The sequence below is a fragment of the Actinoplanes teichomyceticus ATCC 31121 genome (assembly GCF_003711105.1).
Taxonomy (GTDB): domain Bacteria; phylum Actinomycetota; class Actinomycetes; order Mycobacteriales; family Micromonosporaceae; genus Actinoplanes; species Actinoplanes teichomyceticus.
Genome location: NZ_CP023865.1, coordinates 7,433,182 through 7,447,750 on the forward strand (window position 1 = coordinate 7,433,182; position 14,569 = coordinate 7,447,750).

Sequence of the window (14,569 nt, forward strand, 5' to 3'; positions counted from 1 at the left end):
CGGCCGACGCCGGGGGGCGCCATCAGCGTTCGATGGTGTACTCGTCGCCGTAGACGTGCCAGGTCAGCGGCGCGACCAGATCGAGGTTGCCGGCGCGCAGGAAGACCCGCTGCGCGGTGTCCACCCGGGTGGTGTCGCCGTGCGCCGCCTCGCGCCGCATCTCGGTGTCCCGGGAGTCCAGGAAGGCGCCCAGGTAGGCGATCTCGTCCCCGCCCTGGGCCGGGGTCGGCCGGGCCCGCACCGCGCGCTCGCGGATCGTCCGCAGCCCGGAGACCCCGTGCATCACCGCCGCGTCGTAGTACGCGAACTGCCCCAGCGCCCGCAGCCCGTCCGCCCGGGCCAGCCGCACCGCCGGCGTGAAGTACATCCGGTCGCGCGCGTCCCGCTGCGCCGCCTGGAAGACCGGGTCCTTCGCGGCGGCCCGCCAGGCGGCCACGAAACCCGGGTCCAGGCCCCGGTGCGAGTCGGTGCCGTCCACCGCGCGCAGCGCCGGGAGGTACCGGGCCAGCCGGTTCGACGGCTTGCGGCGGGTGTAGTCGGTGACCAGGTCGAGCATGTCCCCGGTGCCGGAGCAGAAGCCGACGATCCCGGCGGTGTAGCCGCGACCGTCGCCGATGTCTTCGATGTAGCCGTACTCGCCGCGCCAGTTCAGCGTCGAGTTCTCCGCGCTGGAGACCAGCTGCAGGGCGGTCTCCTTCTTGGCGCTCGCGGTCAGCGCGGCGGCGATCGCCGGGGTCGCCGCGCTGGGCCGCGCGCCCGACTCGGGGGCCGGGCCGGCCGGCCCCGGACCGTACGCCCGCACGTCCCACAGCGAGTACCCGCTCGCACCGGCCTGCTGGGTGGCCAGCACCCGCAGGTACCGCCCGTGCGCCGTCAGGCCGCGCAGGTCGTCCACCCCGCCGTTGCCGGAGCCGGTCCGGTACGCGTCGGTCCAGGCCGCCCCGTCGTCGGAGAACTGCACCCGGTACCCGGTGGCGTACGCCCCGGCCCAGTGCAGCCGCACCCGGGTGACCTGCTGCGCCGGGCCCAGGTCGACGCGCAGCCACTGGGTGCCCGCCCCGGCTCCGCTGGCCCAGCGGGTGCCGGCGCGGCCGTCCACGGTCGCCGACGCCGGCCAGGCCACGCTCAGCGTGGACGAGGCGAGCGCCGGACGGCCCCGGCTCAGCAGCACGTCGCCGGACGCGCCGGCCGCCACCGAGATGGCCGGCGGGACGCAGAGGATCGCGGCGATCCCGCCGCCCAGGGCCATCGACCGCCTGCCACCTGCACGCATCCCCCTAAGCTAGGGCGCGCCCCGTCAGCGACGCTTGCGATTGCGGGAAATCAACAGGACCACCAGCACCACCGCACCGATCACGAGCAGGCAGCACAGCCCGCCGCCGAACAGCAGCCCGAAGCCGCCGCGGCGGCTGCGGCGTTTCGCCGCCTCCACCGCAACCTCGGCGACCCCGTTGCCCGCCGCCCAGGCGTGCGCCGGGATCACCAGGGCCAGCACCGCGCCGGTCAGCGCGGCGGTCATCCGGGACCACCACTTCACCACGTCAGCCATGTGCTCCATGCTGGCCGATGCGGGCAACAACCGCACGCGGAGTAACCGCCGATCAACCGGGTAAGGGACCGTCACCGACGGGAGGGGCAGTATGGACGCGCAGCTGGAAGCGCTGGCCGAGGCGCACGGGGTGGCCACCTGGTACGAGAACTATCAGCGCCGTCGCACCGAGGTCGCCGCGGAATCGGTGATCGGCGTTCTCGGCCTGCTCGGCGTGGACGCCACCACCCCGGCCGCGGTCGAGGCCGCGCTCCAGGCGGCCCGCGAGCGGGGTCGCGGCGCCCAGCTGCCCGGCACCGTGGTGCTGCGCGCCGGGCAGAGCCGCCCGCTGCCCGCCCCGGCGCAACTGACCCTGGAGGACGGCAGCACCCGGACCGTCGAGCGGCTGCCGGCCAACCTGCCGCTGGGCTGGCACCGGCTGACCGTCGACGGGCGTACGGTGACGCTGGTCGTGGTCCCGGCCGAGCTGCCCAGACCACCGCACGCCTGGGGCTGGATGCTGCAGCTCTACTCGCTGCACTCGGCCGGCTCGTGGGGCATGGGCGACCTGGGCGACCTGCGGTCCTTCGTCGAGCGGTGCGGGGACGCCGGGATGGTGCTGCTGAACCCGCTGCACGCGATCACGCCGGTGCAGCCGGTGCAGCGTTCGCCGTACTCGCCCTCCAGCCGCCGCTTCGCCAACCCGCTCTACCTGCGGATCACCGACATTCCGGCGTACCGGCGGGCGGATGCCGGACTCCGGGCGCGGATCGACGCGCTGAGGCCGGAGCCGCCCGCGGACGGGCTGATCAACTACGACGCGGTGTGGGCCGCCAAGCTGGCCGCGCTGGAGCTGCTCTGGCCGCTGGCCGGGCCGGTCGATCTGGAGGCCGATCCCGGGCTCACCGACTTCGCCCGGTTCTGCGCGCTGGCCGAGGAGCACGGGCCGAACTGGCAGAAGTGGCCGGAGGAGCTGCGCCGGCCGGACTCCCCGGCGGTGCTGGCCTACCGCAGCGAGCGGATCGCCTTCCACGCCTGGATCCAGCAGCAGGTCGAGGAGCAGCTGGCCACGGCCCGGGAGGCGGCCGCCGGGATGGCCGTCGGCATCGTGCACGACCTGGCGGTCGGGATCGACCCGACCGGCGCGGACGGCTGGCTGCTGCAGGACGTGCTGGCCCCCGGGGTCCGGGCGGGCGCCCCGCCGGACGCGTTCAACCAGCTCGGGCAGGACTGGGGACTGGCCGCGTGGCGGCCGGACACCCTGGTCGAGACCGGGTACGCCGCCTACCGCGACATGCTGCGCCGGATCTTCCGGCACGCCGGCGGGCTGCGCGTGGACCACGTGGCCGGGCTGTGGCGGCTGTGGTGGGTGCCGCCGGGGATGGGACCGGCCGAGGGGACGTACGTGCGCTACGACCCGGAGGCGATGCTGGGCATCCTGGCGCTGGAGGCGCAGCGGGCCGGCGCCGTGGTGATCGGTGAGGACCTGGGCACCGTGCTGCCGGAGATGACCGAGACGCTGGAGCGGATGAACATGCTCGGCTCGTCGGTGCTGTGGTTCGTCCGGGACTGGGACACCGGCGAGTTCCGGCCCGCCGCCGACTACCGGCGCAACGCGCTGGCCAGCATCTCCACCCACGACCTGCCGACCGCCGCCGGTTTCCTCGCCGGTGAGCAGGTGGAGGTCCGGGCGGAGCTGAACCAGTTGGCCGGCACCGTCGAACAGGAGCGGGCCACCTGGCAGGCGGACCGGGCGGCGCTGCTCGGCCTGCTGCGTGCCGAGGGCCTGATCGGGGCGGCTCCCGCGCCGGACGCGACCGTGCTGGCGATGCACGAGTTCCTGGCCCGCACCCCGTGCCGGCTGGTCGCCGCGTCCCTGCACGACGTGCTGCTGGAGCGGCGCCAGCCGAACCTGCCGGGCACCTTCGACGAGTACCCGAACTGGCGGATCCCGCTCGGCGCCGACCTGGACCGGATCGTCACCGACCCGCTGTTCCTCCGGGTGGCCGAAATTCTCCGCTCCCGCCCGGAGACCGACTGACCCCGCCCGGCACCGGCGCTGCCACCGGTAACCCTGGCCCTCCCCCGCACCCTGACCGCGCCGACCGCAACGCGTGAGAGGGCGCGCTGCCGAGCCGAAGGCGAGGCCATAAGCCCAGCTCAGAGCGGCATCGGCCCCGGGTCGTCGTCGACCGCGTAGAGCATCGGGTGCAGCGGCAGATACGTGTCCGGCTGCCGGCAGCTGGCCGGCGGCAGCAGCGAGGAGCGGTGTTCCGGGTGCTCGTGGCAGTGCCGCATGGCCCGGGCGACGGCGTCCGGGTGGTGCCGTCCGCCGCCGTACTCCCCGCAGCCGTCGCAGTCCCAGCGCCAGAACGGCGCGCCGTCGTCCGAGCCGTGCCGGCGGATCCGCAGCGGTGGCCCGGCACGGTGCCTGGCCGCCGTCAGGATCGCCGGCATCTGGCGGGCCGGCGGCGGCCCGGACGGGCGGCGCTGGCCGCCGATCAGCTCGGCCAACAGGTTGCTGGTCACCGTCACCTCCGTACGTCGGAATGTCGGTGACAGTGTGGGACAGCCAACTTGCGACTTACCTGCTGTTTCGTGAAATATGCCCGGTTCTGATGAGCCGGTCAGCGGGTCGCGACCAGCCCCAGCGAGGACGCGGTGACGCCGGGGAAGACCGGGGCGAGGTCACCCACCCGGCACCGGGCCCGCAGGATCTCGCCGATCACCGCGCGGTAGTCGGTGGTCACCGCCAGATCGCCGTCGCGGAGCTGGGCCGCGGTCAGGCCCGGCCAGGAGCCGTACACCCGGCCGCCGCGGACGCCGCCGCCGAGCACGAACATGGCGTTGCCGTAGCCGTGGTCCAGCCCGCCGGAGCCGTTCTGCGCCACCCGGCGGCCGAACTCGCTGATGGTGACCAGGGTGACCCGGTTCAGGCCGTCCGGGCCGAGATCGGTGGCGAAGGCGGCGAGCGCGGCGGCCAGCTGGGCGAGCTGGTCGTGCATCCGCCGGCCGGGCTGGGCGGGACCCAGGTTCTCGTGCATGTCCCAGTCGCCGGAGTCCACGGTCGCGGTCATCAGGCCGGCGCCCGTCTTGATCAACCGGGCCACGTCGCGCAGCGCCGCGCCCAGCTCGGTGCTCGGGTACGCCGCCCCGTTCGCCGGCGTGTAGCCCGCCGAGCGCAGCGCCTTGGCCCGGGCCAGCGCCCCGGTGAGCTGTCCGGCCGTACGGGCCAGCGCGGGCGGCGCGCCCTGGTAGAGCGCCGCCATCGTGGCCGCCACCGGCTTGACCGCGTCGTCGCCGGTCAGGGTGAAGGCGTCGATCGAGGTGAGGCCGAGGTACGGCGCCGGGCCGTCGAGCACCCGGGCCGGGCGCGCGGTGCCCATCGCGACCGCGTCGAACGGGTCGTCCGCACCGAGCGAGCCGGCCATCCGGTTCAGCCAGCCGGTACGCAGCGAGGTGCCCGGCGCGGCCCGCTCCAGCTCCTCCATCGCGGCGAAGTGCGACCGGTTCGGGGCCGGCTGCCCGACCGCGTGCACCGCGGCCAGCTTCCCCGACGTCCAGTACGGCAGCAGCGGCGCCAGCGCCGGGTGCAGCCCGAAGAACGTCCCGCCGCCGATCAGCTGGGCCTTCGGCACCGCGATGGTCGGCCGCGCGGCGTAGTACGCCGGGTCGCCGGCCGGCACCACCGCGGACAGGCCGTCGAAGCCGCCGCGCAGCGAGAGCAGCACCAGCACGTCGCCGGAGTACGCCGGGTCGGCCGCGAAGGCCAGCTGGGTGTCCAGCTGCGAGCCCGCCAACCCGGCGAACGCGCCGGCGGCCCCGGCGGCCAGCAGTCGGCGCCGGGACACGGTCACCCGGCGCTGTTCGTCACATCCGCAGTTCACAGTCGTCACCTCAATGCGAAGGTCGGCGAGTTGAGCAGCATCGCCATCAGGTACGGGTACATCCAGCCAACCGCCGGATCGTTGTACTTCAGTAGCGACGCGGGCGTCTTGCCGTAGAAAGCGGCCAGCGCGGCCCGCTGCCCCTCGTCCAGCGTGGTGCCGAGCAGCCGGGTGGCGGTCGCGTCGATCAACGCGCCGTAGGTGGCCGGCGTCGCCCCGATCATCCCGGTCAGCAGGTTGGCCGGCTTGACGAGATCGGCCGGCCAGTACCCGGCCGCGATGGACAGGTGGGAGTTCCAGCGGGCCAGCAGCCCGGACGGCGACGCCCAGGCGGTGGCCACGTCCGGGTACCCGTTCGGCGGCCCCCACGCCAGCGGCGCCTGCCCGGCGTTGCGGGCCATCACGTAGAAACTCTCGAACGTCTTCGTGCCGCTGGGCGGCGGGCCGTAGCCGAGGATCCGGACGGTGGCCGCCAGGTCCTCCAGCGGGGTCCGGGTCTTGGCGCCGATCGAGGCGGCGAACTCCGGGGAGGTGAACAGCGCCCGCAGCACCGGCACGATCGCCGACCGGTTGTCCAGGTAGACCTTCACCAGCTTGGTGACCAGGGTGGCCGGCGGCTCGTCGGCGACGAACCGGACGCACAGTTTGGTGGCGATCCGGCGGGCCGTGGCCGGGTGCAGCGCCAGGTGGTCGAACAGGGCCAGCGCGGCCGCCTCGCCGCCGGTGGTGGTGGCGTTGGCGTGCGTGAAGTCGAGCACCTGGACCGGGCCGACGGCGTGGTTGGCCGCGTCGTACCGGTACGCGCCGGTGGTGCGGTCCACGGTCAGACCGGTGAGCAGCCGGGCCGCCTCCTTGACGTCCCGCTCGGTGTACCCCATCCCGACCGTGTGCAGTTCCAGCAGCTCACGGCCGTAGTTCTCGTTCGGCGAGAGCCGGGTGGAGTACCGGTTGTCCAGGTAGGTGAGCATCGCCGGGTGCCGGGCCGAAGCCTTGAGCAGGTTGGCGTACGTGCCGAGGGCGTGCTTGCGGATCACGTTGCGGTCGTAGTCGGTGCGGCTGTCCCAGACGTCACCGGCCGGGCAGGTGACGTTGAGGTGGTTGGACCAGAAGTCGACCATCACCTCGTACAGCTGCCGTTCGGTCCAGATCGCGCGGATCGGGGCGGCGAAGCTGAGCTGCCACATCGGCTCCCAGGCGAACTGCCTGAGCTGCCCGGCGGCCACCTTCGCGTGGATCTCGCCGATGCTCAGGCCGCTCAGCGGCAGCCGGGCGAGCAGGCCGTCGACCACCGGGTCGCCGATCGCGGCCGGGTTGAGCTGCCGGTCCAGCCAGGCCGTGGCGCCCAGCCTCCGGATCTCCGCGATCGAGGCCGGGCTGGGCCCGAAGGTGGCCCGGCGCAGCAGGTGCAGCAGCGGGTCGGCGCTCAGCAGGCCGGCCGGACCGGCGTCGAGGACGACGGCCGGTTCGACGGCGGCGTGGATCTGCGGGTCGGTGGCCGAGGCGGCGTGTGCGGGGGTCGCGGTGGTGAGCGCGGCGGCGGCGCCGGCCGCGACCGCGCCGCCGATGGCGGTACGCCGGGTCAGAGTCTGGTCGATAACCGTCACACCGCAGATGTCGGAAGTTTCCCGCGCCACTGTCGGGTTCCCGGATCAGCGCTACCGATCTGCTCCCGGGGACAATGCTCGGATGGCACAGCGCAGGGCGTCGCGACGACGGGTGGAGACGGTCGCCTCGGGCGTCGCCGAGCTGGTTCCGGACCCGGACCGGGACACCGCGTTCACCCTGCTTCTGGACGGCGCCCCGCAGTCGCACGTGGACCTGGCCGACCCCACGTACCTGCAGTTCGAGTACGTCCGGCGGATCGCGGCGGCGATCGACCTGGTGGCCGAGCCGGGCCGCCCGCTGCGCGCGCTGCATCTGGGCGGTGGCGCGCTGACCCTGCCGCGCTACCTGGCCGCGACCCGGCCGGGGTCGCCGCAGCGGGTGGTGGAGATCGACGGGCCGCTGGTCGAGATGGTCCGGCGGGAGCTTCCGCTCCCGGGCCAGGCCGGGATCCGGGTCCGGGTGGGCGACGCCCGGGAGGCCGTCGAGGGAATGCGCGATCGCGGGTACGACGTGATCGTCCTGGACGTCTTCGCCGGCGCCCGCACCCCGGCGCACCTCGCCTCGGTGGAGTTCGCCCGGCAGGTGGCCCGGGTGCTCGCCCCGGCCGGCTGGCTGATCGCCAACGTGGCCGACGGCCCCCCGCTCAAGCACGCCCGCACCCAGGTCGCCACGATCCGGTCGGTGCTGCCGCAGGCGTGTCTGGTTGCCGACGCGGCGGTGCTGCGCGGCCGCCGGTTCGGCAATCTGGTGGTGCTCGCCGGGCGCACCCCGCCTCCGGTGGCCGAGCTCGCCCGCCGGGCGGCGGGCGACTGGTTCCCGGGGCGGGTGGAGACCGATCTCGATCGGTTCGCGGCCGGGGCGGCACCGGTTCCGGACGCCGCCGCGGTCGCTTCGCCACCACCACCCGCCGGCCTTTTTGGTAACCGAAAGTAATGATAGGTTCGGCCGACCGTCCATCGGTGATCACCGTCCGGTGTCGAAACGGAAAGTTCCGGTGTGATTCGCGTCGGGTCGCTGGCGACACTGGTAGGACAGGGCTGTAATCGTCTCGGCCGCATGTTTCCGATCGCGGCGTGAACGGGGAAGGCAACCATGTTCCACCAGCACTTCCTGTCCGCTCCGGGTACCGACCTCGGTCCGCTGGACAGCGGCGAGCGGGTGTTGTGGCGCGGCCGCTGCGCCGTCGCCGAGTATGCGTTCGACGAGGCTTCCTCGCTGCCGCGATGGACCCTGCCGGAGGAGACCGAGGTCTTCGTCACCGACCGCCGGGTTCGCTATTCGTATGCGGATGAGACCACTCTGCGTAATGGTGAGCTGTTCTGGCTGTGGCCGCAGCACCTGCGCGTGCAGCCGGGCAACCGGGACACCGGCCGGACCGCCACGGTCACCCAGATCCAGCTGGTCTGCAACGGGCCCGAGGGCAGCTATCCGGCCCTGGTGTTCGCCGGCGGCGACCTGGCCACCGTGGGCGACGCCGACCGGCTGGCCAACGTGCTGCGCCAGGCCATCGCCCGGTTCCGGGTGGAGAACGCCACCGAGATCGGGGTGGCCCCGGTGCACGCGCGGATGCTGTCCCGGCTGCTGATCGGACCGGAGTTCACCAACTACCAGGGCGGCGAGGGGCAGACGGTGTCGCTGCTCGGCTCCGTCCCGGTGCCCGCCCAGGAGCCGGCCGCCCCCGCGTACGCCGAGCCCGCCCCCGCGTACGCCGAGCCCGCCCCCGCGTACGCCGAGCCCGCCCCGGCCTACGCCGAGCCCGCCTACCAGGAGGCCGCCCCGGCCGCCTACCAGGAACCGGCCTACGCCGAGACGGTTTACGCCGAGACGGCCTACCAGCAGCCGGCGTATCGGGAGCCCGCCTACGCCGAGCCGGCCTACGAGCCCGCGGCGTCGTCCCCGGTCTCGTCGATGCCCGTCTCCTCGATGCCGGTCTCGCCCACGCCGGTCTCCGCCGTGCCGGTGTCGTCCATGCCGACGTCGTCCATGCCGACGTCGTCGATGCCGACCTCGGGCGGGCGTGGCGCTCCGCAGCGTCCCGGCCGGGAGGCCGACGCCCTCCGCGCCGAGGAGGCCATGCGCGCCGAGCAGGACTCGCGGCACTCCGAGCCGGACCTGGCGTCCCGGGCCGCGAGCCTGGCCGCCCGGGTGGCCAGCCTGATGTCCGGCGGCCTCGACGACGACGCGGCCGGCCGGTTCGGGGTCCAGACCGCGAACCTGTCGGCGTACCTCAACCGCGCCGACGAGCCCGGGTCACGCCACTGACCGCGCCGCGTGCACCTGGTGCGCGCGGCGCAGCAGCTCCATCAGGTCGCTCTGCTGCCGGATCCGGTCCCGGTACCGCTCCGGCAGCGAGCGCGGGCGCTCCCGGTCGGCGAGCAGCCGGTGGTACACCTCGTCCTTCAGAGCGGATCGGCACCGTTCACTGCGGGTCGGTCACCGCGGCCCGCAGCTGGGCCCCGGTCAGGAACAACGCCCCGGTCAGGTCGGCGCCGCGCAGGTCCGCGCCCCGCAGATCGGCGCCGGTGAAGTCGGCCCGGCGCAGGTCCGCGTCGCGCAGGTCGGCGCCGAGCAGCAGCGCGCCGCGGAAACTCGCGCCGCGCAGGTCGGCGCCGCGGAACCGGCGGCCGATCAGCTGCGCTCCGCTGTGGTCCGGACGGCGCCCGCCGGCGCCGGCCCGGGCCAGCTCGCTGGCCCGGCGCAGCAGCGGCACGACCCCTTTCCGGTACGCGTCCACATCCAGCCCACGCAGCTCGCCCGCCGGCCGTGCGGCGAGCGCGTCGATCTCGTCCCGGGCGGCCCGCAGCTTCGGGTGCAGCCGCCGCGCCTCGTCCAGCTTCAGCGCCTCGGTCAGCAGCCAGAGCAGCTCGTGCAGCTGGCGCATCACCGGCAGGGTGGCGAACATCGCGCCGGCGATCTCCGGGGCGCCGCGCCAGTCCCGGCCGCCGAACGTCTCCTGGGTGATGCGCTGCCCGGCGCCGAAGCAGTCGAACACCACGCAACCGCGGAAGCCGCTCTCGGTCAGCCGCTCGTGGATCCGGCAGCGGAAGTCGTCGCCGAGGTTGCGGCAGGCCTGCCCGGCCGGCTTGTCCACGGCGAAGTCCGACGACTTGGCGAAGGCCGGCGCCACGCAGCACAGCCCGGCGCACCGGGCGCAGTCCGCTTCCAGGCGGGTCATCTCATCAGTTCCCATAGAACCGCCAGTCTCCCGCACCCGGCCGCTCGACCGCCCACCAGGTCAATCGCTGTGACCAGCATCTTCGACGTGCCGGGCGCCGGCGTCGCGCGGCCGGCCCGGTTCCGGGGTCAGCACGCCGGGCCCAGGGCGTCCCGGACGTGCCGCAGCGCCACCGGATGGTGCAGGATCCCGAGGTGCCCGACCAGCGCGCGCGGGGCGTGCCGCTGCAGCACCACCTGCCGGGCCTGCGGCACGGCGCGCAGCGACGCGGCGTAGGGCGTGACCATCTGGTCGTACCGGGTGACGATCGTGGTGAACCGCACCGCGGGCGCCGGCGGGGCCGCCTCGATCGCGGTCAGCACCGCGGAACCCGGCAGCTGCTCCCGCCAGCTGGGGATCTTCGCGTCCAGCCAGTGCCGCAGCCGCGCCGGCAGCCGATCCGGCCGGCGCAGCAGCCCGTGCAGGGTGGTGCCGCCATAGGTGGGCGCCAGCCCCACGACCGACCGGACCGCCCCGGCTCCCGGCGCCCCGGCGAGGCACCGCACCAGGTAGTGCGCGAGCACCGCACCCCACGAGTGCCCCACCACGTCGACCTGCGCCGCCCCGGTCACCGCGCGCACCCGCTCGATGAACTCGCCGAGCTCGGCCGCGTGCGTGTGGGTGGCACTCGTGCCCGCGGTCGGCCGGGCCCGCCGCCACTGGAACGCGAAGACGTCCCGGCCGTCGCCGGCCAGCAACGGCGCCAGCGTGAACCAGTCGCAGGCGGCCCGCCCGTTGGTCCCGTGCACCAGCACCACGGGCGCTCCGGAACCGCCGGCCGCACCGGCCCCCACCTGGCGCGCCCCGGGCGGCAGCCCGCGCGGCTGCGCAGCCCCGTGCCGCAGCGCCGCCCGCCGCCCGTACCGAACCGGCTCCGGCACACTCTCCACTGCTGCCTCGCTTCGCGTCGTTCGATGTCCCGGGAACGATGGTGCACCGGGGACGGCGGGATCCGCTCCCGGCCCGGCGCGAGAATCCGTGCCCCAGGGACCGCGTGGCGGGGTTCTCCGGAGCCCCCGGGACCGCGTGGCCAGGTTCTCCGGAGCCCCCGGGACCGCGTGGCCAAGTTCTCGGAGCCCCCGGGACCGCGTGGCCAAGTTCTCGGAGCTCCCGGGACCGCGTGGCCGAGCTCTCCGGGCCCACGGGACGGCGTGGCCGAGCTCTCCGGGCCCACGGGACGGCGATCGCGACACGGGCATGTCGTGTCAGCGACCGGCGACGACACCCGCCGGGCACGGGACCGCGGAGACGGCGGCCCCGGCGCTGCTCGCAAAAACGAAAAACGCGGTCCGTCTCGAACGGACCGCGTTTCCGATACTGCATTGGTAGCGGGGACAGGATTTGAACCTGCGACCTCTGGGTTATGAGCCCAGCGAGCTACCGAGCTGCTCCACCCCGCGTCGGCTCGTTAAGCCTAGCGCACCGGTGAACGAGCGGCGAATCCGCCCCCGACGGGCCCGGCTCCCGTGCACCGCCGGGTCCGTCGCATCACGCGCCGGGATACGGCACCACGTCGAACCGGCTCCCGCGCACCGCCGGGTCCGTCGCATTACGCGCCGGGATACGGCACCACGTCGAACCGGCTCCCGCGCACCGCCGGGTCCGTCAGGCTCTCCCGGCCGGACCCGGCGCGCCCCGGACGCCCGGGAACTCCGCCAGGTTTGGTGCGCTGTTGGCGAAACGTTCACATCGCAGCGCCTGTGGCATGTGGACCGGGTGGGCTAGCGTGCCCCGCGTAGTCGCCCTGTTCCGTACGAGAAACCCGGGGAGTCCCGCTCGTGAGCGAACCCGGCCTGACGCTGTCGGTCGTCATCCCGATGTTCAACGAGGAAGCGGTCATCCCGCTGCTGGTGCAGCGGCTGCGGCCGGCTCTCGACGGCGTCGGCGAGCCGTACGAGGTGGTCGCCGTCGACGACGGCAGCCGGGACGCGACCTACGCCGTCCTGCAGGGCGTGCGGCGGACGTGGCCGCAACTGCGGATCGTGCGGCTGCGCCGCAACAGCGGCCACCAGGCGGCGTTGAACGCGGGGCTGATGTCGGCCCGGGGCGCCTACGTCGCCAGCATCGACGCGGACCTGCAGGACCCGCCGGAGAAGATCCCGGAGATGCTGGAGCTGGCCCGGACGCAGGGTCTGGACATCGTCTACGGCGTGCGCAGCGACCGGGGCACCGACACCCGGTTCAAGCGCTGGACCGCGGGGGCGTACTACCGGCTGATGCGCCGGATGGTGGGCCGCAACGTGCCGTCGCAGGGCGGCGACTTCCGGCTGCTGTCGCGCACCACCGTCGAGGCGCTGCGGGAGCTGCCCGAGCGGGCGCCGGTGCTGCGCCTGCTGGTGCCGTGGATCGGGTTCCCGAGCGGGCAGGTGTCCTACGTCCGCGAGGAGCGGGCGGCGGGCAGCACGAAGTACCCGCTGCGCAAGATGATCATGCTGGCCGTGGACAGCATCACGAACTTCTCGGCCGCCCCGCTGCGGCTGGCCACCTGGCTCGGCGTGTCCGGCATGGCGATCAGCGCGGTGCTGGTGGTCATGGGCCTGATCGCCTACGCGCGCGGCACCGTGGTGCCCGGCTGGTCCTCGCTGTTTCTGGCGGTGCTGCTGCTCGGGGCGATCCAGCTGCTGTGCCTGGGCCTGCTCGGTGAGTACGTCGGCCGCCTCTACACCGCGGTGCAGAACCGCCCGGCGTACTTCATCGCCTCGGACACCGAGTCGTCGCCGGCGCGGGTGCCGGCCAGCCGGACGGCCGTGGAGGACTCGCTCGGGGAGCGGGTCACCCTGTGACCACCGCCGGCACGAAGCCGGCTGCGCGGGCCGGGGCGGCCGCCCCGCGGGGCGGCCGCCTCGCCGGGTGACTCAGGCCGCCGCCCGGCGGGACCGGGCGGTGACCGCCGCGATCACGTTGAGCACCAGCCCGGCCAGCGCCACCCCGGTGACCAGGCCGACGCCGGGCCGGAACGGGGCGAAGTCGCCGGGGGCCGCGGTCGTGGTGGCCGAGGCGACCAGCGCGGTCACCACGGCCAGCACCAGCGCGGTGCCGACCTGTCCGGAGGACTGCACCAGCCCGGACGCCAGCCCCTGCTCCGAGTCGTCGATGCCGTCGGTGGCCTGCGCCATGATCGAGCTGAAGCCGAACGCGAACCCGCCGCCGAGCAGCAGCATCGCCGGGAGCACGGTGACCAGGTAGCCGGGCCGGCTGCCGGCGGTGGCGAGGAACCACACGTACCCGGCGCTGAGCGAGGCCGTCGCGGCCACGATCAGCGGGGCGGTTCCGTACCGGTCGATCAGCCGGCCCATGAACGGCGAGCTGAACGCGACCAGCAGCCCGGCCGGCAGCAGCGCCAGGGCCATCCGCAGCGGCGCCCAGTGCAGCACGTCCTGCAGGTAGAGCGTCATCATGAACTGGAAGCTGACGTACGACCCCATCAGCGCGACCATGCTGGCGTTGGCACGCACGATCGCGCCGATCCGGAAGATGCTCAGCCGCACCAGCGGGTGCCGGACCCGGCTCTCCGCCACCACGAACGCGGCCAGCAGGGTCACGGCGAGCGCCGCGACCCCCGCGGTCAGCGCGTCGAATCCGCGCTGCGGGGCGGTGACCACGGCGTACACCGCGAGCAGCATCCCGCCGACCAGGGTGACCGCGCCGATCAGGTCGTGGCCGCCCTCGGCGGCGGGCCGGTCGCGCGGGATGAGGGCGAGGCCGGCCACCAGCGCGCCGAGCGCCAGCGGCACCGGGACCAGGAACGTCCACCGCCAGCCCAGGCTGGTCAGCACGCCGCCGAGGATGAGGCCGGAGGAGTAGCCGCTGGCGCCGAAGACCGTGAAGATCGACAGTGCCCGGTTGCGGGCCGGGCCCTCGGCGAACGTGGTGGTCAGGATGCTCATCGCGGTCGGCGCGGTGAACGCGGCGGCCAGGCCCTTGACGAACCGGGTGGCGATCAGCAGGCCGCCGTCGTCGACCAGGCCGCCGACCAGCGAGGCGACGGTGAACACGGCCAGCGCGATCAGGAAGACCCGCCGCCGGCCGAGCAGGTCGGCGGTGCGCCCGCCGAGCAGCAGCAGACCGCCGTAGCCGAGCACGTAGCCGTTGACGATCCACTGCAGCGCGGTGGTGGAGAGCCCGAGTTCGGAACCGATCGAGGGCAGTGCCACCCCGACCATCGAGACGTCCAGGCCGTCGAGGAACAGGACGGCGCACAACACCGCGAGCACGCCCCAGAGCCGGGGCGTCCAGCGCTGTTCCGCGGCGGCGACCGCCGGCGCGCCGGAGGCCGCGGAGGGGGTCAGGGTTTCGGTGATAGTCACGCCCGGAACACTAGATGCGTACGCATCT

General features: G+C 74.2%; 13 protein-coding genes and 1 tRNA gene. 4 read left to right on the forward strand and 10 right to left on the reverse strand.

The annotated features are described in order from the left end of the window. Positions 1-22: 22 nt before the first annotated feature. Positions 23-1,273, reverse strand: a complete 1,251-nt coding sequence (locus tag ACTEI_RS32605) for a chitosanase (RefSeq protein ID WP_239082131.1) — start codon at positions 1,271-1,273, stop codon at positions 23-25. Positions 1,274-1,297: 24 nt separating this feature from the next. After that, on the reverse strand, positions 1,298-1,549 hold the full coding sequence (locus tag ACTEI_RS32610) for a hypothetical protein (protein WP_122982550.1): 252 nt from the start codon (positions 1,547-1,549) through the stop codon (positions 1,298-1,300). A gap of 91 nt (positions 1,550-1,640) precedes the next feature. On the opposite strand from ACTEI_RS32610, the gene malQ reads away from it, so the two are divergent. Continuing rightward, positions 1,641-3,569 (forward strand): 4-alpha-glucanotransferase, encoded by a 1,929-nt coding sequence (gene malQ / locus ACTEI_RS32615; protein ID WP_122981154.1) that lies wholly within the window; start codon positions 1,641-1,643, stop codon positions 3,567-3,569. 119 nt (positions 3,570-3,688) lie between these two features. Here the strand turns inward: malQ and ACTEI_RS32620 are convergent, their stop codons facing one another. The 3 genes from ACTEI_RS32620 to ACTEI_RS32630 all read right to left on the reverse strand — a co-directional run bounded on the left by ACTEI_RS32620 (position 3,689) and on the right by ACTEI_RS32630 (position 7,019). Next, complete coding sequence (locus tag ACTEI_RS32620) at positions 3,689-4,057, reverse strand: hypothetical protein (RefSeq protein ID WP_122982551.1); 369 nt, start codon at positions 4,055-4,057, stop codon at positions 3,689-3,691. A 98-nt stretch (positions 4,058-4,155) separates the two neighbouring features. Further along, positions 4,156-5,424, reverse strand: a complete 1,269-nt coding sequence (locus tag ACTEI_RS32625) for a DUF1501 domain-containing protein (RefSeq protein ID WP_244940656.1) — start codon at positions 5,422-5,424, stop codon at positions 4,156-4,158. Continuing rightward, positions 5,421-7,019, reverse strand: coding sequence for a DUF1800 domain-containing protein (locus ACTEI_RS32630; RefSeq protein ID WP_239082132.1), 1,599 nt, complete (start codon positions 7,017-7,019; stop codon positions 5,421-5,423). The genes ACTEI_RS32625 and ACTEI_RS32630 overlap by 4 nt, the downstream gene beginning before the upstream one ends. Positions 7,020-7,101: 82 nt before the next feature. Here ACTEI_RS32630 and ACTEI_RS32635 point away from each other — a divergent pair, with 82 nt between their 5' ends. Beyond that, the gene (locus tag ACTEI_RS32635; RefSeq protein WP_122981156.1) at positions 7,102-7,953 is read left to right on the forward strand and encodes a spermidine synthase; all 852 of its coding nucleotides are present in this window, start codon (positions 7,102-7,104) and stop codon (positions 7,951-7,953) included. Positions 7,954-8,112: 159 nt separating this feature from the next. Further along, positions 8,113-9,282 (forward strand): translation initiation factor 2, encoded by a 1,170-nt coding sequence (locus tag ACTEI_RS32640; protein ID WP_122981157.1) that lies wholly within the window; start codon positions 8,113-8,115, stop codon positions 9,280-9,282. Here ACTEI_RS32640 and ACTEI_RS37545 read toward each other — a convergent pair. From ACTEI_RS37545 to ACTEI_RS32655, 4 genes are all read right to left on the reverse strand, one after another. After that, positions 9,271-9,411, reverse strand: coding sequence for a hypothetical protein (locus ACTEI_RS37545; protein WP_164466211.1), 141 nt, complete (start codon positions 9,409-9,411; stop codon positions 9,271-9,273). The genes ACTEI_RS32640 and ACTEI_RS37545 overlap by 12 nt on opposite strands. 28 nt (positions 9,412-9,439) lie before the next feature. Then, a complete protein-coding gene (locus ACTEI_RS32645) occupies positions 9,440-10,210 on the reverse strand; it encodes a pentapeptide repeat-containing protein (RefSeq protein ID WP_244940657.1) in 771 nt (256 codons plus the stop codon). A 113-nt stretch (positions 10,211-10,323) separates the two neighbouring features. Beyond that, positions 10,324-10,992, reverse strand: a complete 669-nt coding sequence (locus ACTEI_RS37550) for an alpha/beta fold hydrolase (protein WP_164466212.1) — start codon at positions 10,990-10,992, stop codon at positions 10,324-10,326. Between the two features lie 565 nt (positions 10,993-11,557). Next, positions 11,558-11,634: transfer RNA gene (locus ACTEI_RS32655), tRNA-Met, on the reverse strand. A 378-nt stretch (positions 11,635-12,012) separates the two neighbouring features. Here ACTEI_RS32655 and ACTEI_RS32660 point away from each other — a divergent pair. After that, positions 12,013-13,017: a glycosyltransferase family 2 protein gene (locus ACTEI_RS32660; RefSeq protein WP_262384554.1), complete on the forward strand. Its 1,005-nt coding sequence runs from the start codon at positions 12,013-12,015 to the stop codon at positions 13,015-13,017. Between the two features lie 72 nt (positions 13,018-13,089). On the opposite strand, the gene ACTEI_RS32665 is transcribed toward ACTEI_RS32660, so the two are convergent. Further along, positions 13,090-14,541: an MFS transporter gene (locus ACTEI_RS32665; RefSeq protein WP_122981160.1), complete on the reverse strand. Its 1,452-nt coding sequence runs from the start codon at positions 14,539-14,541 to the stop codon at positions 13,090-13,092. Between the last annotated feature and the right edge of the window lie 28 nt (positions 14,542-14,569).

Excerpts from the sequence above, each read along its gene's own strand:
- ACTEI_RS32645 (WP_244940657.1), bottom strand. The coding sequence starts at position 10,210 with ATGGGAACTGATGAGATGACCCGCCTGGAAGCGGACTGCGCCCGGTGC.
- ACTEI_RS32635 (WP_122981156.1), top strand. The coding sequence starts at position 7,102 with ATGGCACAGCGCAGGGCGTCGCGACGACGGGTGGAGACGGTCGCCTCG.
- malQ (WP_122981154.1), top strand. The coding sequence starts at position 1,641 with ATGGACGCGCAGCTGGAAGCGCTGGCCGAGGCGCACGGGGTGGCCACC.
- ACTEI_RS32605 (WP_239082131.1), bottom strand. The coding sequence starts at position 1,273 with ATGCGTGCAGGTGGCAGGCGGTCGATGGCCCTGGGCGGCGGGATCGCC.
- ACTEI_RS32640 (WP_122981157.1), top strand. The coding sequence starts at position 8,113 with ATGTTCCACCAGCACTTCCTGTCCGCTCCGGGTACCGACCTCGGTCCG.
- ACTEI_RS32610 (WP_122982550.1), bottom strand. The coding sequence starts at position 1,549 with ATGGCTGACGTGGTGAAGTGGTGGTCCCGGATGACCGCCGCGCTGACC.